Below are 21040 nucleotides of genomic sequence, written 5' to 3' on the forward strand. Positions count from 1 at the left end.
GCGGATGAGCGGGCGGCGCGGCGGGAGGAGTGGGCGGCGGCGCGGCGCGCGGCCGGGGCGGTGCCGGTGGCGCGGGAGCTGACGCGGGTCACCCGGTTGGTGGCCGACGCCGAGGCGACGATGGCCGAACGGTTCGCCGAGCTGCCGGCCGAGGTGCACGCGGATCGGTTGTCACGACTGGGTTCCAACGGGCAACCGGTGGCGGAGAACGCGGCCGGCGGCTGGGCGCGGGTCGCGGCCGGGCGGTCGCGGGAGGAGGCCGGGGCGCTCACGGCGCTGGTGGCCGAGTCCCGCGAGCAGGAGGCCGATCAGGACGCGCTCGCCGGGTTGGCCGGGTCGCTTCGTCGGGCGCGGACGGCCGTCGAGGAATGCGCTGCGCGGCTTTCCCTGCTGCCAGAGGAGATCCAGCAGAGTCGGGAACGGCTCGGGGAGGCCGTTCGTGCAGCGGACTCGCTGTCCGACCTACTGTCCACAAAGGACGAACTGGCGGCGCTCGCCAAGGACGCGGCCAGGATTCCGCTGGCGGAGACCAGCGTGGCAACCGCGACCGCCGCACACTCGGCGGCGGTCGACGAGCATCAGGACGCGCGCGACGCCTGGCAGGACATCCGGCAGCGGCGACTGACCGGCATGGCCGCCGAACTGGCCGGCGCGCTCGCCGACGGGCAGCCCTGCCCGGTCTGCGGATCCGGCGACCATCCGGCACCGGCAGAAGGCGAGGTCGGCCGGGTCACCGCACAGGACGAACAGGACGCCGAGCACCGGGAACAGCGTGCGCACGCCGCCAGGAACACGGCCAAGGACGCGCTGGCCGAGGCACAACGGCGGCTCGCGTCCCTCCAGGAACGCGTCGCCGGCCGGGATGCCAGGACGGCGTTGGCCGCCGCGGTGGCCGCCCACGCCGACGCGTCGGCGCTGGCCGCGGAGCGACACCGGTTGCGCGAGCGGGTGGACACCCTCGAACACGAGGCAACGGAACTGGGCACCCGCCGGCTCGACGCGGAGAAGAAGGCCGCCGGGTACGCGCGGGAGCGGGTGGTGCTGGCCGAGCGGATCGACCAGCGGTCGGTACGCCTGGAGCAGGCGCGGGGAGCGCAGGCCGACGTCGCCGCGCGGCGGGATCACCTGCTCGACACCGCCGAGCGGCTCGACGCGCTGGCCGAGGCGATGGCCGCGCTGGACTCGGCGGAGGCCAGGGCCAAGGAGCAGCGGGCCGTGCTGGCGAAGGCGGTGGCGGAGGCGGGGTTCGACGACGCCGACGCGGCAGCACGCGCCGCACTCCCCGACCAGGTGATGGCGCGGATCGAGCGGGAACTGGACGACGCGCGGGCGCGGGCGGCGGGCGCGCGGCAGGTGCTGGCCGCGCTCGGCGATGTCGACCCGACGCTCGACGTGCCCGCCGGCGCGGCGGCGGACGCCCTGACCCAGGCCAGAGAGACCTTCGAGCAGGCGAAGGTGGACGAGCAGGTGGCGCGGGCGACGCTGGCCGACGTGGCGGAGCTCGCGACGCGGCTGCGGGCGGCGTGGACGGCGCTCGCACCGGCGGAGGCCGAGTACGAAGAGTTGTCCGCGCTCACTGATGTGGTGAACGGTCGGGGGCAGAACGCGCGGAAGATGTCACTGCGCGCGTATGTGTTGGCGTCGCGGCTGGAGGAGGTCGCGGTGGCGGCCAGCGCCCGGCTGCGGCGGATGAGCGACGACCGGTTCTCCTTCGTACACAGCGACGCCGCCGGCCCGAGGGGCAGGCGCGGCGGGCTCGGCCTGGACGTGCTGGACGACTACTCCGGGCAGGTCCGGCCGGCGAAGACGCTCTCCGGCGGGGAGACCTTCCTCGCGTCGCTGGCACTGGCGTTGGGGCTGGCCGACGTCGTCGCGGCGGAGACCGGCGGAGCGCTGCTGGACACGCTGTTCGTCGACGAGGGGTTCGGCATGCTCGACGCGAACACCCTCGACGAGGTGATGAACACGCTGGACGAACTGCGGGCCGGCGGGCGGGTGGTCGGCCTGGTGTCGCATGTGGAGGAACTGCGGCAGCGCATCCCGACCCGGCTGCGCGTGCGCAAGTCGCGCACCGGGTCGTCGGTCGAGTTGATCGCCTGAGCTCAGTCCTCGACCGGGGTCGGGATGACCAGGTCCGCGGTGTCCCGGGTGGCGTTGATCAGCACGGCGTTGCGTTCGTCGGAGCCCAGGGTGCGTTCGTCGGCCTCCTCCGGGGTTCTGCCGTAGGCCTCGTGCCGGTAGCGCAGCCACGTGCGTCGTAAGTTCTCCTCCGGGGCGAGAAACCAGCACTCGTCGAGCAGGGGACGAACTCGACGCCACGGGTCGTCGGGAAGCAGCAGGTAATTCCCCTCGGTGACCACCAGGCGGATTTCCGGCGCGATGGGGACCGCGCAGGCGATGGGTTCCTCCAGATCCCGGCGAAACCGGGGGGCGTACACGATCTCGTTGGCGGGGTTGGTTTTCAGCCGGTCCAACAGGTGCACGTAACCGGCCGCGTCGAAGGTGTCCGGGGCGCCTTTTCTCGCGGTTCGGTCCAGTCGGTCCAGTTCGGCCTTGGCCAGGTGGAAACCGTCCATACCGAGGTGTGCCGCACCCGGGCCGAGTTCGGTTGCCAGGCGTTCGGCGAGGGTGGATTTGCCGGCTCCCGGCGGCCCGCAGATACCGAGAATGGCGCGTTCCGCGCGCATCAGTGTTTCGGCCCTGGCGAGCAGGTCGGCGAACTTCACGGCACCAGCCTCCGCATCGACGGCATCCACGAGCGCGGGCCCGCGTGCGCGATGCGCACGCCGGCCGCGCGGTTGGCGAACTCGATCAGCCCCGGTAACTCCGCTGCGGTCGGCACCCGGCCGAGCCTGGCGACCGCGAGTGCCGCGGCACCGTGCCAGACATCGCCAGCGCCCGCCGTGTCACGCACCGCCACCTCGGGGACCGGGACCTCCCCGCGCGTGCCAGAAGCCGTCCACCGGACCGGATCCGGCCCCGCCGTGCGGATCACGACCGGGTTGACCAGCGGCGCCGGGGACGCGAACGTCGCCGAGCACGCGCAGACGTCCACCAGTTCGAGCAGCTCGGCCATCACCGGCCGCCAGCTCCCCGCGTCGAGCACCACCGGCACTCCCGCCGCCCTGGCCGCGCGCGCCGCCCGCAGCGCCAGCTCCGGATGGTGACCGTCGAGCAGCAGCGCGCCCGCCCCGGTCAGGTCGACGTCCGCCACCGCCGTGACACCCGCCGCGTTGGCCGACACCACGGTCCGCTCGCCGTCCGAGTCGCGCACCGAGACCGCGCTCACCGGCGGCGGCGCCACCCGCTGCGGGAGGACGTCGGTGACCCGTACGCCGCAGTCGGTCAGGTCCTGGAAAGCCAACCGTGCCAACGGATGTGAACCGAGCACAGTGGACAGTCCGGCCCGGCCGCCGAGCGCGGACACGGCGACCGCGGCGTTGGCCGCCGGCCCGCCGGCGGCCAGCTCGACCGAGATGGACTGCACCTTCTGGCCGGGCGCCGGCAGCCGCTCGACCCGCTGCACGAGGTCGACCGTGCACAGACCGACCGCGACGACCACGGGGTCTCCGGCGAGCACCTGCTGACCTCCATGACGAGCCGGTTGGTGATCTCTGTATGGTCTGCGCAACCGTTTGCGCAATCGCTTGCGTTCTGATCGATCTGGAGCCTGCCGTGGTCACCATGCGAGACATCGCCGAACTCGCCGGCGTGTCCATCACCACGGTCTCGCACGTGGTGAACTCGACCAGATCGGTCGCGCCGGAGACCAAGGCGCGGGTGCTCGACGCGATCGAACGGACGGGCTACACCGGGGACGCTATCGCGCGCTCGCTGGTCACCGGCGGCACCCGGTCCCTCGGCGTGGCCATTTCCCTGGCCACGAACCCGTACTTCGCCGATCTGATCCGCGCCATCGAGCACGAGACCACCCGATCGGGTTACACCCTGGTGCTCGCGGACACCCACGACGAGCCGGACACCGAGCAGTTGGCGATCCGCAAGCTGCGCTCCCGCCGGGTGGACGGGCTGATCCTGACGCCATCGCCGCGCGCCTCCGGCACCGTGCTGCCGGACCTGGACAAGCTCGGCATCCCGATCGTGCTCCTCGACCGGTTGACCACCAGCCAGCAGATCGACCAGGTCGGCCCGGAGAACGTCTACGCGGCGTCCGGGCTGGTGCGCCATCTGGCCGATCTCGGGCATCGGCGGATCGGGATGATCAGCGGCGCGGCGGCGCTGGCGACGACCACGGAGCGGGTGCTCGGCTACCGGCTCGGGCTCGGCCGCTCGCGGCTCACCTGGGACCCGGCGCTCGTGGTCGGCGGAGACGCGGCCGGGGACGGGTTGGCGCCGCTGCTGGATCTCGACGACCCGCCGACCGCGGTGATCGCGGGCAGCAACGCGATGCTGGTCAGCGTGCTGCGGGAGTGCCGGCAGCGCGGGCTGCGGGTCGGGCGGGACCTGGCCGTGGTCGGGTACGACGAGGTCGAGTGGGCGGAGTTGCTCGATCCACCGGTGACGACCGTGGCGCAGCCGGTCGAGGAGATGGGGCGGACGGCCGTGCGGCTGCTGCTGGAACGCATCGCCGACCCGGACCGGACCGCGGTCACCAAACGGCTGCCGACGACGTTCCTGCACCGGCACTCGTGTGGCTGTCCGTGAGATTTCACCAAACCGCGACCCACGCCACCGGCGAGAACTGCTAGAAATCCACTGTGGATGGGGAGAGACCTGTAGCTGTCCGAGTCGCCGTGGCGATCGGACTGGGGGTGGCCGGGGTCGCGGCACTGGTGGTCGCGTGGGCACTCGGCAACGATTTCGTCGAGCCGACACCGGCGCCGGGGTGGACCAGGGCCGGCACGGTCGTGCTGATCCTGGTGCTGACGCCGCTGGTGTGGACGCGGCGCCGGGCGGTGGTGCTCACCGCGGCGGTGGTGGCGCTCGCCGTGACCGTGCTCGCCGTGCTCGGGTTCTTCGACCAGTACAGCCGCGGTTTCCCCGGCAGGGCAACGGTTGTCGCGGCACTCGGCGGCCTCGCGGTGACCGTGGGCGCGCTGCTCGCCGTGCGAGGCGGCCCGCGCGCTGGGCGGCGGCCGGTCACCGTTGGCGCGTTCCTCCTGGTCCCCGTGGTCGCGACGCCACTCGCGCTGGCCGCACCGGGACTGCCGGTCGAGGCCACCACGGCGGGCGCGGTCGAGGCCGCGGCCCTGCCGGCCTCGGTGTCCGAGGTGGCGTGGTCGACCGGGCTCGACGGCCAGGTGCGGGACGTCGTGGCGGCGGGCGCGGGGGTGGTGGTGCTGCTGACCGACGGCGTGGTGGCGCTCGACGGGCAGACCGGTGACCTCCGGTGGCGGCGGACGCGGCACGGCGCCCAGGCCGAGCAGCTCGGCGCGAGCCCGGACGGCAGGACCGTGGTGGTCGAGTTCCAGCCGCGCGACCTGTCGCCTGGCACGCGGCGCGACCGGTCTCCGGTCGCGCGTGAGGTCATCGACGCGTTCACCGGCGAGGTCCGGTTCACCACCGAGGACGTCGCCGAGGAGCGTCCACCCTTCTTCGTCACCCCGGTGACCGACAACTCCTACGTCGGCGCCACCGCCGACGAGCAGGAGTTCTTCGGCAACTCGCTGACCGACGGCACGCGGCTGTGGTCCTACCGCCCGCCCCGCGACTGCCAGCTGATGTCCGAACGGACCGCGCAGCTCGCCGTGGCGGCCGGGATGCTGCTGCCGTTGGCCTGCGGCACGCACGACGGCTCGTGGGTGTTCACCGAGTTCCGCTATGTCCTGGTGGACGGCAGAACGGGTGACGTGCGCTGGGAGCACCGGATGCGGATGCCGAAGCCGACCGACGCCATCGACGTCCTCGGTGAGCTGGCGCCTGACCGCCGGCTCGTCGCCCTGCACTTCGTGACGGACGGGTCCACGAACCGGTCGACCGCCGCGATACTCGACGTCGGCACCGGGGACCCACTCCCGTTCGCCACGCCGGTGCAGTTGCTGGCGGGCGGGATCGGCGTGCTGCGGACGCGCGCGAGCGACCAGTACCGGCTCATCGACGTGACGACCGGTGAGACGGTGCCGGGCAAGGACGACCTCCGGCAGTGCGCGGCGACCTACTTCGGCGCGTTCCTCGACGCGGGTGTGGTGTGCGTGAGCCCGGCGTTGACGGGGGTCGACCGGCCCATCAACTTCGACCGCCTCGTCGAGACCGGCCGGATCGAGTTGGCTGTCGGCACCTACGAGTCGCAGGAGACGCACCTGGTGCCGGTCACGCTCGGCCCACCGCACAACCGGCTCGGCAGCGACGAGGGGCTCTTCGCGGTCGCCGCGCCGGGCGCGGTCGTGGTCGCCGCCCCACTGGTGACGGCGAACGACGCCCCGGTTCAGGTCGTCGGCCTGCGCTGACGATCAGCCAAGCTGGTATCGGTACACGGTTTTCTCCGGTGCCGGCGCGGCGCCGAGCTTTTCGTAGAAGCGGGCAGCGGCCACATTGGACTTGTCGGCCGTCCACTCCACGCGACGACAGCCCGCGTCCCTGGCCAGGTCGAATATCCGCTGCAGCAGAACACGTCCGACCCCGGTGCGCCGGCTTTCCTTGGCCACATACAGCTCTTTGAGATAAAGCGACCGACTCGAACCCGAGGCGGGCCACAGAAAAGAGTAGGCAGCGAACCCAAGTGGCTCACCCGCGTCATTTCGCGCGATGATCGCCTGCGCTGACGGTGAGTTCCCGGTGAGCGCCGACCTGGTCTGCGCCGTGCGCACGGTCGCCGATTCCAGCACAGCGTCCCGGTAGAACACATCCAACTCGTTGAGCAGCGCCACGATATCGACGAGATCGTCGGCAAGCACCTTGGTCACCCGGACATCTCGGGACGTCATCTACTTCCCCTCCTGGATCGACACGCTCGCTCGCTGGTTGCGAGCGAGACATGTAACCGCTATAACTGGTTACATGGCACTGAGCTGGAAGCTGGTCATCGACAGCACGAACGCGGCCGCGCTCGCGGACTTCTGGGCCTCGGCCCTGGAGTACCAGGTGGAGGATCCGAGCGCGCTCATCGAGCAACTGCTGGCCGCCGGGCACATCGGCGCGGACGCGGTCCTCGACCACGGTGGGCGCAGGACGTTCCGGGGCTTCGCCGGGGTCCGCCATCCCGACGACCCGTTCGACCAGACCAGCGGCACCGGCCTCGGCCGGCGGCTGCTGTTCCAGGACGTGCCGGAGCCCAAGGCCGGCAAGAACCGGCTGCACATCGACATCCACAGCGGGCAGGGCGGCCTCGAGCAGCTGGTCACCCGCCTGGAGAGCCTCGGCGCGACCCGCGTCCAGGAGTTCGACAAGGGACCAGCAGGGCACTGGTGGATCATGCGGGACCCCGAGGGCAACGAGTTCTGCGCCGCCTAGCACGTACGGCCCGAATGTCGCGTCCGGCCGCGGCAGGCACCGCACAACGCCCTGAATGGGTCATTCAGGGCGTTGAACGTCGCCAATGCCCCATTCAGGGCATGGGTCAGGCCGCGCGCCACAGGTGCAGGCCGGCGTAGGAACGCCACGGCCGCCAGGCGTTCGCGTGCGCCGCCAGGTCCTTCGGGGTGTTCGGCAGTCCCAGCGCCGCGGCGCCGTTGCGTACCGCGACATCTGTGGACAGCAACACGTCCGGCGCACCGAGCACCCGCATCGCGACATACCCCGCCGTCCACGGCCCCACCCCGGAGAACGCCCGCAGCGCACCGGAAAGCTCCTCCTCGTCCGCCCCGACGTGCACCTCCAGGTCACCGGCGGCCAACGCCGCGTTGACCATCAGCACGGTGTCGATCCGCTGCCGGGGACCGGTGAGCACCTCCGCCCCCCTGGCGGCGATCGTCGCCGGCGCGGGGAACACCGTGGTCAACGTGTCGTCCGAAGTGGACAGTGGGTCGCCGAGCGCGGCGGCCAGCCTGCCCAGTGCCGTCCGCGCGGCGGCCACCGAGATCTGCTGGCCGATCAACGCCCTGGTCACGATCTCCGCGTCGTCCACACAGCCGGGCAGCCGGATGCCGGGCACCGCCGCCACCGACGCGGCCAGCGCCGGGTCCGCGCCGAGCACCTCGTCGGCCGCCCTCGGGTCGGCGTCCAGGTCGAACAGCCTGCGCAGCCGGGACACCGCGCTGCCGAGATCGCGCAGGTCGGTCAGCCGCAGCGTGCAGTCCAGGTGTCCGTCGGCCGGTCGCACCCGCGCGGTCCCGGTGCCGTGCGCCAGGCGCAACGTCCGCGCGTACTCACCGTCCACAACGGACTCCACACCCGGGATCGCGCGCGCGGCCAGGAACGCGAAGATGCCGGCGGCGTCGTACGGCTCGCGGTAGGGCAACCGCAGGGTCACCTTGCCGGCCGCGGGCGCCGCGGTCCTGGACCGCCGCCGCGCGGCCACCCGCAGCCCCGAGGGCGTGCTGGCGAACACCGCGCGCGTGGTGTCGTTGAACTGCCGCACGCTCGCGAACCCGGCCGCGAACGCGATGTCGGCGAAGCCGAGATCGGTCGTCTCGATCAGCAGGCGCGCCGAGTGCGCCCGGTGCGCGCGGGCCAGCGCCAGCGGGCCGGCACCGAGCTCAGCGGCCAGCACCCGGCTCAGGTGCCGCTCCGAGTACCCCACCCGGCGGGCCAGGCCGGGCACCCCCTCGCGCTCCACCACCCCGTCGCTGATCAGCCGCATCGCCCGGCCGGCCAGGTCGGCGCGCAGGTTCCACTCCGGCGAGCCGGGCACCGAGTCCGGCAGGCACCGCCGGCACGCGCGGAACCCGGCCTGCTGCGCGGCGGCCGCGGTGGGGAAGAACATCATGTTGTGCCGCTTGGGCGTGATGGCCGGGCAGGACGGCCGGCAGTAGATCCGGGTGGTCCGCACGGCCACGATGAACTGGCCGTCGAACCGCGCGTCCCTGGACGCCGATGCCCGGTAGCCCTGCTCTTCGTCGATTCGCACGACACCCATACTGCCTGCGCAAACGGGCGTCAGCTAGCGGGAAACAGACATGGAAAGGGCCGCCCCCGGCCAACGCCGGGAGCGGCCCTTCGCCGCCGACAAAACTACGACGTGACGGCCTTGACCACCACATCACCGGTGCCAACCAACGCGCCCGCGTCGGTCAGCACCTGCACGTTGCCGAGCAGCACCCGACCGGCCGCGGGCGCCGCCTGCGGGGTCAGCGTGCCGGCCACCGTCCACGACGCGCCACCAGGCCGCGCCGCGTTGCTGTCGGTGACCGCCAGCGTGCCGAACGACGGGCTGGTGAACACGTCCACGTAGTCGTAGGTGGTGGTGCCCGCCGGCACCGCGTACCCGACCACCAGCACGACCCACGCGCCCGGCGTCGGGTTCGCGATCCGGACCTCTTCCTCCGAGTCGCCGTCGGCGGTGACCCCGGCCTCGACACACGTGCCCGACGTGCAGTTGAACACGTACAGGTCGAGGTCGGCGCCGAGGTCGGCGGTGTTGCCGATCTTGGCCCGCAGCGAGGTCGCACCCGCACCGACGGTGACCGGGAACTGCTGCTGCGCGCCGTCGGCGATGGTCGGCGTGTCGACCTTGGCACTGCCGAGCGCCGTGCCGGTCGCCCGCCCGGTGAACGCACCGAACGCGTTGGTCAGCGTGTACTCCCGCGCGATCGGCTGGCCGGCGGCGGCCGAGTCGATGGTGTCCGGATCCGGCGACACCGTCGCGCCGAGCACCGAGGCGGTCAGCGTGTACTTCGCGACCGCCGCGTCCGAGGTCCGCCGGGCCTCGACCACGATCTCCCACACACCGGTCAGCGGATCGGTGTACGTGCGGCTGCTCGGGTCACCGGCGTCGCACGCGTTGGCCGGCGGCACCGGCGGGTTGTAGCAGTTGGGCGTCGAGTTGTCCTCGATGCCGACCCCGTACGGGTGGAACCGCAGGAACCGGATCTGGCCCGCGCCCTCCCCGGTGCCGCCGCCGGTCAGGTCGACCTTCAGCGCCGGGGTGTTCGCCGGGACCCGGACGAAGTAGCTGTCGGTCTCGTTGCGCCCGATCTGGCCGCCGTGGCGGACCTGGTAGCCGTTGGACGCGGTGAAGTCGTCCGCGGCGATCACCGTGTTCATCGTCTGGTACTCGATGCCGGTGGTCGTCGGGCTGTCCAGGTTCAGGATCGCCGAGTGGATGCCGGTGCTGCGCGGGTTGATCGTCACCCGGTACTTCACCGCCGAGTTCTTCGGCAGCGTCACCGTCGGACTCGAGCTGAACGTGCCGTCGTTGCCGACCCACTTCGCCTGGTAGGTCACCGCGTGGTTGGGCCCGGACGTGCGCTTGAACGTGTACTCGCGGGTGTAGCGGTCACCCTTGGCCACGTCCTCGCGGTCGTTGATGCCCACCCCGACGCCCGGCGTGGCCAGGAAGTCCTTCAGCACGGTGTTCACCGGCACCGCCGAGGAGATGTCCACGGTGTCGATGTTCGCCTTCAGCGCGTTCCAGGCCTTCTGCGTGTTGATCAGGCCGTTGCCCTGCTCGTAGGCGCCGTAGCCGGGGATGAACCTGGCCGTCGAGGTCAGCGCCTGGCGCAGTTGCGCCGGGCTGTGCTCGACCCCGCGCGCCAGCGCGGCGCTGACCAGCAGCGCGCCGACCCCGGCGGCCTGTGGCGAGGCCATCGACGTGCCGTTGAGCATGCTGTAGCCGGGCGGCAGCTCGTAGGTGCCGACCAGCGGCCCGCCCGCCATGAACATCGGCGTCGGCGAGATCGCCGAGCCGGGCGCGATCAGGTTCGGCTTGAACCCGCCGTCCTCGCGCGGACCGCGCGAGGAGAAGCCGTGCAGGTTCTCCTCCTGCCGGGCGTCCGAGCCGTAGTTGCGCTGCCAGGTCGCCTTGGTGATGTAGGAGCCGACGCTGATCACCTTGTCGGCCGTCGACGGGAAGCCGACGGTGTTCACGCCCGCGCCGGAGTTGCCGGCGGAGATGAACATCTGCACGTCCTGGGTCTCGATCAGCTCGTTGTAGAGCTTCTCCAGGACCGTCTGGCCGTCGTTGATCAGGTCGAGGCCGCCGATCGACATGTTGATCACGTCGACGTCCGCCTCGGTCGCGGCGTAGATCATGCCCTCGGTCATGGCGTGCACGGTGCAGCCGGCGACGAACAGGCAGGCGCGCACCGACACCAGCTTCGCGCCGGGGGCCGCGCCGGACATCTTGCCGCCGAACATGCCGTTGGCCGCCACGATGCCGGCCACGTGCGTGCCGTGGTCGCCGGAGACGATGCCGATGTTGACCGACTCGGTGTCCGGGTTGGTCTGCACGACGAACGGCAGCTCCTCGGCGACCGCGGTCGACGGGTTGTCCTCACCGAAGGTGCCGACGTCCCGGCTGACCTTGAAGTCGGTCATCGCCTGCTCGTCGGCGAAGTCCTTGTTCTGGTTGGTGTCCACCCAGACCTGGCCGCTGCTCGGGTCCCACAGCACGCCGAAGGTGCCGATGCTGCCCGCCGGGTTGCCGTCGCGGTCGACGTCCTGGCCGATGGCGCCGGCCAGCCGGGGGTCGCGCTCGTTGAACACGCCGTAGCGGTAGCCGGACGGCTGACCCGGCGCGGGACTCGACATGTCGATCCACGTCGGGTCGTTGTCGTTGTTCACGCCGCCGTCGAAGCCGGGGTCGGTCGCGGTGACCCAGTCGACGATCTTGTCCTCGCCGGTGGTCGTGGTGGCCAGCGCCGGGTGGGCCAGGTCGATGCCGAGGTCCACGATGCCGACGGTGACGCCCCGGCCGTCTAACTTGGGGTTCGCCTCGACGAACTGGGCCGCGCCGGTGTCGCCGGTCGGCATGTACGGGTTGACCTTCGGGGTGTCCTTGCCCGGCGGCGGCTGGGGCGTCGGGTCGTCGATGCCCAGGGGCTTGGGCTCCTCCAGCTTGATCTCCCGGTCGACGTCCAGCGCGTCCACACCGGGGATCTTGGCCATCCGGTCGACCTCGGCGACGGGCACTTCGGCCCGGACGTAGCCGAGCTCGTCGGCCCGGTACCGGATCTCGGCGCCGGCGGCGGTGAGTTTGTCGACGACCCCCCGGTCGCCCATCACCATGATCTCGACGGTGTCCTCGCCGTCCTGGCGGGCCTGGGCGATCAGGTCGCGGTCCTGCTTGCCAAGGAGGGTGCCGAGGTCGGGGACCGTCGGCAGATCGGCCGGGTCGGCGCCCGCGGTCGCCGGCAGCGCGGCGAGCGAGACACCGACCGCGGCGGCGAGCAGCGCCGCGGCCAGGCCGGTCACTCGCCTGCGCGAGTCACGATGGGTCATCCCATGTCCTTCATCTCGAGCGGGCCGAGCAAGCAGGGATCACTCGCGCGCGCGGGGTTGTGCGAAAGTCCAGAGGTGCTCACGGAGTGTTGTTGAGTATCACCTACCTGACTAGCACCCAAACGGGGTAATCCCGTGCTCTGAAGTGCGATTATGGAACGCTCCGTTGATAAAGTCGCTCCGTGTAACCCATTCGCTACCGTCAATTGGGTAACGCATTGGTGCGCGCTGATTACCGAATCCCGGTCCGTAGACTCACCGGACGTGAGTCTCACCCTCGGGATCGTCGGCTTGCCCAATGTCGGCAAGTCGACCCTCTTCAACGCCCTGACCAACAACGACGTGCTCGCGGCCAACTACCCGTTCGCCACCATCGAGCCGAACGTCGGGGTGGTGCCGCTGCCCGACCCGCGGCTGGCCGTGCTCGCCGGGCTCTACGGCAGTACGCGGCTCGTGCCGGCCACGGTGTCGTTCGTGGACATCGCGGGCCTGGTGAAGGGCGCGTCCGAGGGGGCGGGCCTTGGCAACAAGTTCCTCGCCAACATCCGCGAGGCGGACGCGGTCTGCCAGGTGATCCGGGTCTTCGACGATCCCGATGTGGTGCATGTGGACGGTCGGATCGACCCGTCAAGCGACATCGAGACGATCAACACCGAACTGATCCTGGCCGACCTGCAGACCCTCGACCGCGCACTGCCCCGGCTGGAGAAGGAGGCGCGCACCCGCAAGGAGGCCCGCCCCGCGCTCGACGCCGCGGTGAAGGCCAAGGAGATCCTGGACGCCGGCCGCACGCTGTTCGCCGCCGGCGCGGAGGTGGACAGCGCGCTGCTGCGCGACCTGACCCTGCTGACCACCAAGCCGTTCCTGTACGTGTTCAACGCCGACGAGTCGGTGCTCGGCGACAAGGACCGGCTGGCGGCGCTGACCGAACTGGTCGCGCCGGCGGACGCGGTGTTCCTGGACGCCAAGGTGGAGGCCGAGCTGCTCGAACTGGACGACGAGGCCGCGGTGCGCGAGCTGCTCGAGTCGATCGGCCAGCAGGAGCCGGGGCTGCATTCGTTGGCGCGCGCGGGTTTCCACACCCTCGGCCTGCAGACCTACCTGACCGCGGGGCCGAAGGAGGCGCGCGCCTGGACCATCCACAAGGGATGGACCGCGCCCCAGGCCGCCGGCGTCATCCACACCGACTTCGAACGCGGCTTCATCAAGGCCGAGGTGGTCTCCTACGACGACCTGGTCGACGCCGGCTCGATGACCTCGGCGAAGTCGGCCGGCAAGGTCCGCATCGAGGGCAAGGACTACGTGATGGCCGACGGCGACGTGGTCGAGTTCCGCTTCAACGTCTGAGAGCGGGAGACGTGGGCGGCGCCCCCTCCGCGCTTGACGCGGTGGCCGACCCAGTGGTGGCGGCCCGGCACATCGGCTAGACTAGTTCTAATCGACCCCCTCCCAAGCCTCTCAACGATGCTCAAATGGGAGGGGCCTTTTCTTTCCGGAGCGCACGTGAAGCCCAGCCTGTCCGTGGGGGAGCAGGTCGCGCTCCTGGCCCGCCGTGGTCTCGCCATCGACGACGAGGCCGCCTGTGCGGCGTTCCTCGCCTCGAACAACTACTACCGGTTCTCCGGCTACGCACGATACTTCCAGCGGGCTCCCCATCTGGGCGACGATGCGTTTGCGCCCCACGTGACATTCGCTGAGATTCGTCATGTCTACGAAGCCGACGAGGCGCTGCGCACCGCGCTCAACCAACCGCTCGCGCGGGTCGAACTCCTGCTGCGCACACATGTCGCCCGCGTGATCGCCGACGTGCACGGTCCGTACGGTCGCTTCCTCGAGAAGGGCTTCTACACCGACATCGGCAACGTTGAGCCGACCGTCGAGTCGTGCCTGCGTGACATCGACCGCAGCAAGGACCGCCACATCCTGCGGTACCGGGCAGGCGACCGCGTCGACTACAGCAGGCTGCCCGTGTGGTCCGCCGTGGAAGCGTGGTCGTTCGGAACGCTGTCCAAGGCCATCGAGCGCGGGGCGGGCGGGGCGCTGGCCGACGCCGTGGCGACCAGCGTCGGGATCGCGAAGGCCGGGTTCGCCTACCGAGTGAGGTCATTGGTCTACCTGCGCAACCGGTGCGCCCACCACAGCCGGCTGTGGCACCACTCGGTCCTCGACGCCGGGCCTACACCAAACAATGTGCGGAACAAGGCGAAGCGCTTGGCGGGGCAGTTCGATGCGCGTGCGGTTCTCGATGTCATCGCGTCACTCGACGACCTGGCCGTGCGCGGCAAGATCGCTGATCCGGTGCTCCCGCGGGTCGTCGAGCAACACCCCCGGGACTCCGTGTTCCGGGTGGGACTGGCACGGCCCCAGAGTCCGCGCGATCACAAGGCATGATTGGTCCTGGGCAGAGACGATCCCCAAGCACGCGTCGACTCACGGTCCACCGAGCGGCGACGCTTCGAATTCCGGTTCGACCTTTGACAGGGGATGCCTCTTGACCTGCAGAAATGATCCTTCAACATCTGCGGGACCCGGATGCTGACCGAGTTCGCGCGGGACCATGCCTTCACCATCGGCTGGTTCGGGTTGATGGCGTTCGTCTGGTTCGGGTGGGGGCAGGAGGATCCGCCGGCCGCGTGGCGGTGGCGGCTCGGGGTCGGTTCCGGGCTCGGGGTGCTGCTGGCCGGGGTGTTCGGCTTCGTGGTGTTCCGCCGGTGGGCGGACGGCAGCGCGTTGGAGGGGCGGTACGCGTGGTTCGGCGTGCTCGTCGCGGCGGAGGTGGTCGCGGCCGGCGTCGGGGGGCTGTACCTGTCGCGGACCGGGCGTGGCCGGTGGCTGGCGTGGTGGGTGGCCGTCGTGGTGGCGGTGCACTTCGTGCCGCTGGCGTTCTTCCTTGCGGACGCGTCGCTGGTGGTGCTCGGGGTACTTCAGCTCGGCGCGCTGGGTTTCCTCGTGCGCCGGCTGCGCGCGGACGACGGGCCGACGAGCAGGCTCGTCGGCCCGGTCATGGGCACATCGTTGCTGGTGTTCGCCGCACTCTCGCTGGTGGTGTTCGGTGTTCGGTATTGACCGAACACCGAACAGCGCATTCGGTCAGGTCGAGTTGTGGCTTGACGGCTGGGCGCTCACCACGCGCAGTTGGGCGCGGCGGGCGCTGGCCAGGCCGGCGGCGCGCCGCCGCTCGTTGTCCTGTTCGTGTTGCATCCGGTCGACGCTGCGCCAGATTCGGGCGCGCCAGTTCGCGTCGCGCAGGCGCGACTCTGGAATGTTCAACGGCTCTCCCCTGTCCGCCGGGTATTCCTGAGCGGAGGCCGGCGTTGCCCGCGCCGGGCCTCCACTCCTGTGTACTCAGCGAACAGCAGGCGGCGAATCCGCCGAACAGCCGTATCTCTGGGTCACAGTGCAACTATCCCCTGAGTGGGTGACGCACTCAGCGGGCGACTCTCGCCGGTTCTGCCTGCGTCCGGTGCGCGATGCCGGCGGCCACCAACGCGGCCGCCCGAATCGCCTCGTGCAGTTGCCAGATCGACTGTGCTGGCAGGTAAAACCCCTCGCCAGGGGGCGGGAGCACAGCCACCCGCCCATCGGAAACAGTGACTACCAGACTCCGTTGGCGATCCAACCCGTCGACCACCGGAACGTCCCAAATCATTTGCGGCTCCACCCGGGCCACCTCCCATGCACTCGGAAGCAAGGTCGCGCGGTGGCCGTCGGGTGTTACGCGCGTCTCTTATCTCAGTAACGACCGTGCCGTCGGCGCGAGGTGCAGTTGCTCTGGCGGGCGCGCGAGGTGTTTGGTGAGCAGCGGCAACAGGTCGTGGGTCCACCGGGTCAACCGGCCGAGCCTGCTGACGTGCTCCCGGTGGGCATCCTGGTCGGTGAAGGCCGCGACCCAGGCGAAGACGTTCTCGCCACCGCGTACCGGCAGCGCGGGGTAGTTGTTCTCCGCCGGCTCGGTGCGCAGGCACGCCAGCGGCGCCGCCCCCGCGTCCGCGAGCATCGGCGCCGCCTCGGCGACGAACAGCTCCGTGAAGTCGTCGCCGCCGGGCGGCAGGTGATAGAGCGTCACGGTGACCAGCGAGTCCGACCGGGCGGGGATCCCGTTGCCCACCGACGGCCGGGCGCGGCCGGTGAGGTCGAACCCGCGGTCGGGTGCGACCGGACGCAGCAGCAACACGTCGTCCGAGTCGATCATCGTGGCGTTGGCGACCTCGCGGTGCGCGCGCCAGACCGGGCCGTCGTAGAACGCGGCGAGCGCCTCGGCGCGCGCCGCCATGTCGGTGAACCCGCGCAGCCACACGAACCGGTCGTCGTCGTCGAGATCCCGGAACTGCCCGTACAACCGGATCCCGAGCTCCTCCTGGGACTCGATGAACTCCCGGTCGAACAGGTCGATCAGGGTTTCCCGCCTGCCGGGGTGCAACGTGTACTGCCGCAGTTCGAGAACCTCGGTCATCGGCGCCGCTCCTTCTGCGGTGGAGACTCTCGGGTGAGCGACAACCTTATTGGGCGACACCGACATACCCGCGCACCGCCTCAGCCGGTCGGGATCGCCACGCAGGGCGCGCCGCCGCAGACGTCGATCACCTCGCCGGTGACCAGGAAGTGCGCCGCCTGGGCGCGGGCCGCCGGCGTGTTCCCGGTGTGCCCGTGCGGGTCCTGGCCCTGGGTCGGCGCCTCGTTGCCAAGCGGGGGCGCCGGCGTGCCGCTGTCCCACACCACCAGCGCCGACCCGGTGTGCGGGAAGCGCGGCACCGCCGGCAGGTTCCACTGCGGCTCGACCGCGGTGTCCCGGCCGGGCGCCAGCGTCGGCCGGATCACCGGGATGCCGAGCGTGCGGGCCTCCACCTCGGTGGCCACGTTGGCCACCTGGTGATCACCGAACGCCTGGTGCAACAACACCGTCTTGACCGGCGTGCCGGGCAGCGGGTCGCGGGTGATGTGCGCGACGTAGCCGTTGCCCTCTCCCCGGTCCCACAGCAGCTGGATCAGCGCGAGGCCGACCTGCTGGTCGAGCCGGTCGGGGTAGGCGGCGTCCAGGATCGGTTGCAGCAGCTGGAACGGCGAGGCGCGGTTGAGCATTGTGGAGAAGTTGGTCGCCGGCACGATCAGCACCGAGCGGGTGAAGTCGGTGGCCAGCGCGGTGAGCGCGGTGCCCTGGATGCCGCCGAGGCTCGCGCCCGCGAAGCCGAGCCCGACCGAGGTGTCCAGCGCGGGCACCTCGCCCAGCTGGAACGCCGGCAGCGACGACAGTCCGTCGACGTGGATCATCGCCCGGCCCAGGTACATCATGTTCAGGTACGCCTGCTGCATCCGGTCGGGCACCGATCCGAACCGCGACAGGTCGCCGAGCGCGCCGACGATGAACGGGATGTCCTCGCCGGACATGCCGAGCCAGCTCGCGCCGCAGGGCACCGAGTTGCTCTCGTTGGCCACCGCGCCGAGGCCGTTCACCGCCGTGTGGCTGCCGAACAGGCCGTGCCCCCACAGCAGCGGCCTGGCCGCGCCCTCGGTGAGCACACTGCGCGGGATGTTGCACTGGAACGTCGCCCGGTACACCCCGTCGGCCGCCGGGCGGTCGTCCGGACCGTAGGCCAACCGGGAGCCGGGGCCGCCGGCCGGCGTGTCGAGGTACTTGGGCACCTCGACCGTGCCGACGATCTTGCGGGCGAACGCCGGGTCCTGCGCGGGGGTCGGGTCCGTCACACTGGTGACGCTCACCACAGGCGCCGCGTCCCCGAGGCCGGTGAACGCCTGGTCGCGCATGTGCAGCGCCCGGCCGGTCAGGCTCTTCGTGCTGGCCACGGTGAAGTCCCAGGCCAGGTGCAGGTCGTGCAGGCGCACCCCGGACAGCCAGAGCTGGACCAACGCCGGCCGCAGCTGCAGCCACCTTGCCCGCAGCGTCGGGTCGCTCGGCGGCGCCCAGTGCAGCATCCGCTCGAACGCCTGGCCGGTGGGGATCGGCGCGCCGGCCGCGTCCCGCAGGTCACGCAGGCCGACGATGTAGCGGTGGCCCTCGATCAGGTTCTTCGCCGGGCGCACGATCAGCGCCTGCCGGTTCGGGTCGGTTGCCCGCGAGTCGAGCTCCACCCAGTGCGGGTGGCGTTTGCCGGTCGTCGCGTCGATCAGCACGACCGGGGAGTCGCGGCGAAGTGACCTGCCGATGTCGGTGATCGGAGCCGTGCCGGTCCGCGCGAGGTCGACGCCCGGCACGGACGCGAGCAGCATCGATCCCGGCGAGAAGCCGTCGCCCCGGTTCCACTCCTCGGGGTCGATCGGCACCCCCTGGACATTGCGCGGCATCATCTCGGGGGCCAGACTCACCCGGCGGCCGGTCGGCGTTGACCGGTCGCGCACCGTGAAGAAGTCGTTCGGGAACGGCAGCAGACAGGCTGTCGGGTCGATCGGATCGCAGGTCGGCGGTGGCGTCCGCGATGAGGTGGGCGGCGCAGCGGCCGCGCCCGGCGCCAGGACGACCGCGGCCACCATGGCGGCCAGCACGATCAGGGCGGGCATCATCGACCGCTTCATGGCGCTCCCCAACTCGACGGACAAAACCACCCGCCGAACCTGGCACGCGCCGCCGAGAGCCGCTAGCACCGAACGGGTTAAAGCCGAAGGAGTCCCGTGTGACCGAACCGCTTGACCAGCTGCTCGACGAGGTGGCCGAGCAGGGTTGGGAGCTCAACAAACCGGCCGAGCCGAGCGCGCTGGCCAGAGTGGACGCGTGGTTTCGCGCCCGCACCGGCGCCATCCTGCCCGCCGCCTACCTCAACCTGCTGACCCGCACCGACGGCCTGGACTTCAACGGCTCGATGCTCTATTCCACCCGCGACGGACGTAACGTCGGCGGCATGTTCATGGCCGGCGTGGTGGAGTCCAACGAGCGGCTCGGCGACGCGCGGGGCACCTGGGTCGGCGAGGCCAACGGCGACCTGTTCGGACTGTCGGCGGGCGCGTGGGTGGTCGCCGACCGGGTGTCCCGCCAGGTCCTCCGCCAGTACGACGGCTGTACCGCCCTGCTCACCCACGTCCTGCGCAAGTACCTCGACGCCTGAGTCCCCCACTTCCGGAGGCCCGATGCCCACGCTGTTGCTCGGCCCGTTACTCAGACATGTGGACACCACGTCGGCGACTGTCTGGGTGGAGACCGACCAGCCGTGCACGGTCACCGTGACCGGCGACACCGGCGACGCCGCCGCACACACCTTCACCGTCGCCGGACACCACTACGCCCTGGTGGTGATCACCGGACTCGCACCGGGCACCAGCGTCCCGTACGGGGTGTCGCTGGACGGCGACGCGGTCTGGCCAGAACCGGACTTCCCGCCGAGCCGGATCCGCACCTTCCCCGACGGCGGCGACCCGAAATTCCTGATGATCTTCGGCTCGTGCCGGATGCCGGACACCGACGACCCGGCCGAGCAACGCAGGACCGGTGTGGACGCGCTCGCCGCGTACGCCAGGCGGATGTTCGAGCAGGACGAGCTCGACTGGCCGGACTCCCTGCTGCTGGTCGGCGATCAGGTCTACGCCGACGAGACCACCAAGGCGACCAAGGAGTGGCTCGCGCGCCGCCGCGACCTCGCCCAGCCGCCGGGCCCCGAGGTCGCCGACTTCGAGGAGTACACCCGGCTCTACCACGAGTCCTGGTCATCGCCGCTGGTCCGCTGGCTGATGTCGACCGTGCCCACCTCGATGATCTTCGACGACCACGACGTGCGGGACGACTGGAACACCTCGCAGACCTGGCGCGACGAGATGGGCGCGACCGACTGGTGGCGCGACCGCGAGCGGGGCGCGCTGGCCTCGTACTGGATCTACCAGCACATCGGCAACCTGGCCCCGGCCGATCTCACCGAGGACGAGATCTACGACAAGGTGGTGACCGTCGGCCGCGACGGCGACGCCGCCGGGCTGTTACGCGAGTTCGCCGACCGGGCGGCCCAGGAGGTCAACGGGCGCAAGGGAACCCGGTGGAGCTACCGGCGCGACTTCGGCAACGTGCGGCTGCTCGCGATCGACACCCGCTCCGGCCGGATCCTCTCCGGCGGCACCCGGTCCATGGTCGGCGACGCCGAGTTCGACTGGATCGAGGACAACGCCGACGGGACCTACGACCACCTGCTGATCGGCTCGTCGCTGCCGTGGCTGATGCCGCACACGATCAGCCACCTCCAGTCGATGAACGAGGTCGCCTGCCGCCGGCCGGGCCGGCGCGGCCGGTTGGCGGAGAAGTTCCGCCAGGCCGCCGACCTGGAGCACTGGCCGTCGTTCCGCGCCTCCTCCGACCGGCTGTCCCGGCTGATCCTGCGGATCGCCAAGGGGGACGCGTCGACGGTGTGCGTGCTCTCCGGCGACGTGCACCACGTGTACGCGGCGCGGGCGAGCTTCCCGGTGCCGGTGAACGCCGCGGTGTTCCAGCTGACCTGCTCGCCGGTGCACAACCAGGTGCAACGGGTGTTGCGGCCGTTCTTCCAGCTGGCCTGGTGGCGGCCGCTGGCGGCGGTGGTCCGCTGGTGGATGCTGCGCTCGCCGGACATCGAGCCGATGCCGGTCGACTGGCGCAAAGTGTCCGGCCCGTTCTTCGGCAACGCGATCGCCGCGCTGCGCACCGACGGCCGGCACGCGGAGATGGTCGTCGAGCGGGCGGGCGGCAGCCGGGAAGCGCCGACGCTGGCGCCGTTGACCACGGTCGTGCTGACCGACCGGGCTTAGGCCGTTCGGCCCGCGCCGAAGGTCGCTTTTCGCGTTCGGGCGATCACGT

General features: G+C 71.1%; 18 protein-coding genes. 9 read left to right on the top strand and 9 right to left on the bottom strand.

The genetic code is table 11. From position 1 onward, the window contains the following. Positions 1–2100, top strand: a 2100-nt coding sequence (locus ACYVIP_RS28320; RefSeq protein WP_460401709.1) for an SbcC/MukB-like Walker B domain-containing protein, incomplete at its 5' end; no start/stop codon positions are given. A gap of 2 nt (positions 2101–2102) precedes the next feature. Here the strand turns inward: ACYVIP_RS28320 and ACYVIP_RS28325 are convergent. Together ACYVIP_RS28325 and ACYVIP_RS28330 are read right to left on the bottom strand one after the other, a co-directional pair. Next, a complete protein-coding gene (locus tag ACYVIP_RS28325; RefSeq protein WP_460402014.1) occupies positions 2103–2687 on the bottom strand; it encodes a nucleoside/nucleotide kinase family protein in 585 nt (194 codons plus the stop codon). Positions 2688–2722: 35 nt separating this feature from the next. Further along, positions 2723–3580 (bottom strand): PfkB family carbohydrate kinase, encoded by an 858-nt coding sequence (locus tag ACYVIP_RS28330; RefSeq protein ID WP_460401711.1) that lies wholly within the window; start codon positions 3578–3580, stop codon positions 2723–2725. Between the two features lie 104 nt (positions 3581–3684). Between ACYVIP_RS28330 and ACYVIP_RS28335 the strand changes: the two genes are divergently transcribed. Further along, positions 3685–4665, top strand: coding sequence for a LacI family DNA-binding transcriptional regulator (locus tag ACYVIP_RS28335; protein ID WP_460402016.1), 981 nt, complete (start codon positions 3685–3687; stop codon positions 4663–4665). An 89-nt stretch (positions 4666–4754) separates the two neighbouring features. Further along, a complete protein-coding gene (locus tag ACYVIP_RS28340; RefSeq protein WP_460401713.1) occupies positions 4755–6407 on the top strand; it encodes an outer membrane protein assembly factor BamB family protein in 1653 nt (550 codons plus the stop codon). Positions 6408–6410: 3 nt separating this feature from the next. On the opposite strand, the gene ACYVIP_RS28345 is transcribed toward ACYVIP_RS28340, so the two are convergent. Further along, the gene (locus ACYVIP_RS28345) at positions 6411–6863 is read right to left on the bottom strand and encodes a GNAT family N-acetyltransferase (RefSeq protein ID WP_460401715.1); all 453 of its coding nucleotides are present in this window, start codon (positions 6861–6863) and stop codon (positions 6411–6413) included. 94 nt (positions 6864–6957) lie between these two features. Here ACYVIP_RS28345 and ACYVIP_RS28350 point away from each other — a divergent pair, with 94 nt between their 5' ends. Beyond that, entirely contained in the window at positions 6958–7410 is a 453-nt protein-coding gene (locus tag ACYVIP_RS28350; RefSeq protein WP_460401717.1) for a VOC family protein, read from the top strand. A gap of 106 nt (positions 7411–7516) precedes the next feature. On the opposite strand, the gene ACYVIP_RS28355 is transcribed toward ACYVIP_RS28350, so the two are convergent. Both ACYVIP_RS28355 and ACYVIP_RS28360 read right to left on the bottom strand, forming a co-directional pair. Next, complete coding sequence (locus ACYVIP_RS28355; RefSeq protein ID WP_460401719.1) at positions 7517–8974, bottom strand: AlkA N-terminal domain-containing protein; 1458 nt, start codon at positions 8972–8974, stop codon at positions 7517–7519. Positions 8975–9069: 95 nt separating this feature from the next. Continuing rightward, on the bottom strand, positions 9070–12276 hold the full coding sequence (locus ACYVIP_RS28360) for a S8 family serine peptidase (RefSeq protein ID WP_460401721.1): 3207 nt from the start codon (positions 12274–12276) through the stop codon (positions 9070–9072). Between the two features lie 264 nt (positions 12277–12540). Between ACYVIP_RS28360 and ychF the strand changes: the two genes are divergently transcribed. The 3 genes from ychF to ACYVIP_RS28375 all read left to right on the top strand — a co-directional run bounded on the left by ychF (position 12541) and on the right by ACYVIP_RS28375 (position 15342). Further along, complete coding sequence (ychF, locus tag ACYVIP_RS28365; protein WP_460401723.1) at positions 12541–13623, top strand: redox-regulated ATPase YchF; 1083 nt, start codon at positions 12541–12543, stop codon at positions 13621–13623. Positions 13624–13740: 117 nt separating this feature from the next. Then, positions 13741–14667, top strand: a complete 927-nt coding sequence (locus tag ACYVIP_RS28370; RefSeq protein WP_460401725.1) for an Abi family protein — start codon at positions 13741–13743, stop codon at positions 14665–14667. A gap of 141 nt (positions 14668–14808) precedes the next feature. Then, positions 14809–15342, top strand: a complete 534-nt coding sequence (locus tag ACYVIP_RS28375; RefSeq protein ID WP_460401727.1) for a hypothetical protein — start codon at positions 14809–14811, stop codon at positions 15340–15342. A 24-nt stretch (positions 15343–15366) separates the two neighbouring features. Here ACYVIP_RS28375 and ACYVIP_RS28380 read toward each other — a convergent pair whose 3' ends face one another. The 4 genes from ACYVIP_RS28380 to ACYVIP_RS28395 all read right to left on the bottom strand — a co-directional run bounded on the left by ACYVIP_RS28380 (position 15367) and on the right by ACYVIP_RS28395 (position 18804). After that, a complete protein-coding gene (locus ACYVIP_RS28380) occupies positions 15367–15546 on the bottom strand; it encodes a hypothetical protein (RefSeq protein ID WP_460401730.1) in 180 nt (59 codons plus the stop codon). Between the two features lie 157 nt (positions 15547–15703). Beyond that, positions 15704–15850, bottom strand: a complete 147-nt coding sequence (locus tag ACYVIP_RS28385) for a hypothetical protein (protein ID WP_460401732.1) — start codon at positions 15848–15850, stop codon at positions 15704–15706. 153 nt (positions 15851–16003) lie between these two features. After that, positions 16004–16729: an NIPSNAP family protein gene (locus ACYVIP_RS28390; RefSeq protein ID WP_460401734.1), complete on the bottom strand. Its 726-nt coding sequence runs from the start codon at positions 16727–16729 to the stop codon at positions 16004–16006. Between the two features lie 80 nt (positions 16730–16809). Further along, complete coding sequence (locus ACYVIP_RS28395) at positions 16810–18804, bottom strand: hypothetical protein (protein ID WP_460401736.1); 1995 nt, start codon at positions 18802–18804, stop codon at positions 16810–16812. Positions 18805–18902: 98 nt separating this feature from the next. On the opposite strand from ACYVIP_RS28395, the gene ACYVIP_RS28400 reads away from it, so the two are divergent. Beyond that, positions 18903–19331, top strand: coding sequence for a YrhA family protein (locus tag ACYVIP_RS28400; RefSeq protein WP_460401738.1), 429 nt, complete (start codon positions 18903–18905; stop codon positions 19329–19331). 22 nt (positions 19332–19353) lie between these two features. Further along, complete coding sequence (locus ACYVIP_RS28405) at positions 19354–20991, top strand: alkaline phosphatase D family protein (protein ID WP_460401740.1); 1638 nt, start codon at positions 19354–19356, stop codon at positions 20989–20991. The last annotated feature ends 49 nt before the right edge of the window (positions 20992–21040 follow it).

It is taken from the genome of Actinophytocola sediminis, from assembly GCF_054779715.1.

Excerpts from the sequence above, each read along its gene's own strand:
- ACYVIP_RS28350 (WP_460401717.1), top strand. The coding sequence starts at position 6,958 with ATGGCACTGAGCTGGAAGCTGGTCATCGACAGCACGAACGCGGCCGCG.
- ACYVIP_RS28355 (WP_460401719.1), bottom strand. The coding sequence starts at position 8,974 with ATGGGTGTCGTGCGAATCGACGAAGAGCAGGGCTACCGGGCATCGGCG.
- ACYVIP_RS28390 (WP_460401734.1), bottom strand. The coding sequence starts at position 16,729 with ATGACCGAGGTTCTCGAACTGCGGCAGTACACGTTGCACCCCGGCAGG.
- ACYVIP_RS28405 (WP_460401740.1), top strand. The coding sequence starts at position 19,354 with ATGCCCACGCTGTTGCTCGGCCCGTTACTCAGACATGTGGACACCACG.
- ACYVIP_RS28370 (WP_460401725.1), top strand. The coding sequence starts at position 13,741 with ATGCTCAAATGGGAGGGGCCTTTTCTTTCCGGAGCGCACGTGAAGCCC.
- ACYVIP_RS28375 (WP_460401727.1), top strand. The coding sequence starts at position 14,809 with ATGCTGACCGAGTTCGCGCGGGACCATGCCTTCACCATCGGCTGGTTC.
- ACYVIP_RS28325 (WP_460402014.1), bottom strand. The coding sequence starts at position 2,687 with ATGCGCGCGGAACGCGCCATTCTCGGTATCTGCGGGCCGCCGGGAGCC.
- ACYVIP_RS28335 (WP_460402016.1), top strand. The coding sequence starts at position 3,685 with ATGCGAGACATCGCCGAACTCGCCGGCGTGTCCATCACCACGGTCTCG.
- ACYVIP_RS28360 (WP_460401721.1), bottom strand. The coding sequence starts at position 12,276 with ATGACCCATCGTGACTCGCGCAGGCGAGTGACCGGCCTGGCCGCGGCG.
- ACYVIP_RS28395 (WP_460401736.1), bottom strand. The coding sequence starts at position 18,804 with ATGAAGCGGTCGATGATGCCCGCCCTGATCGTGCTGGCCGCCATGGTG.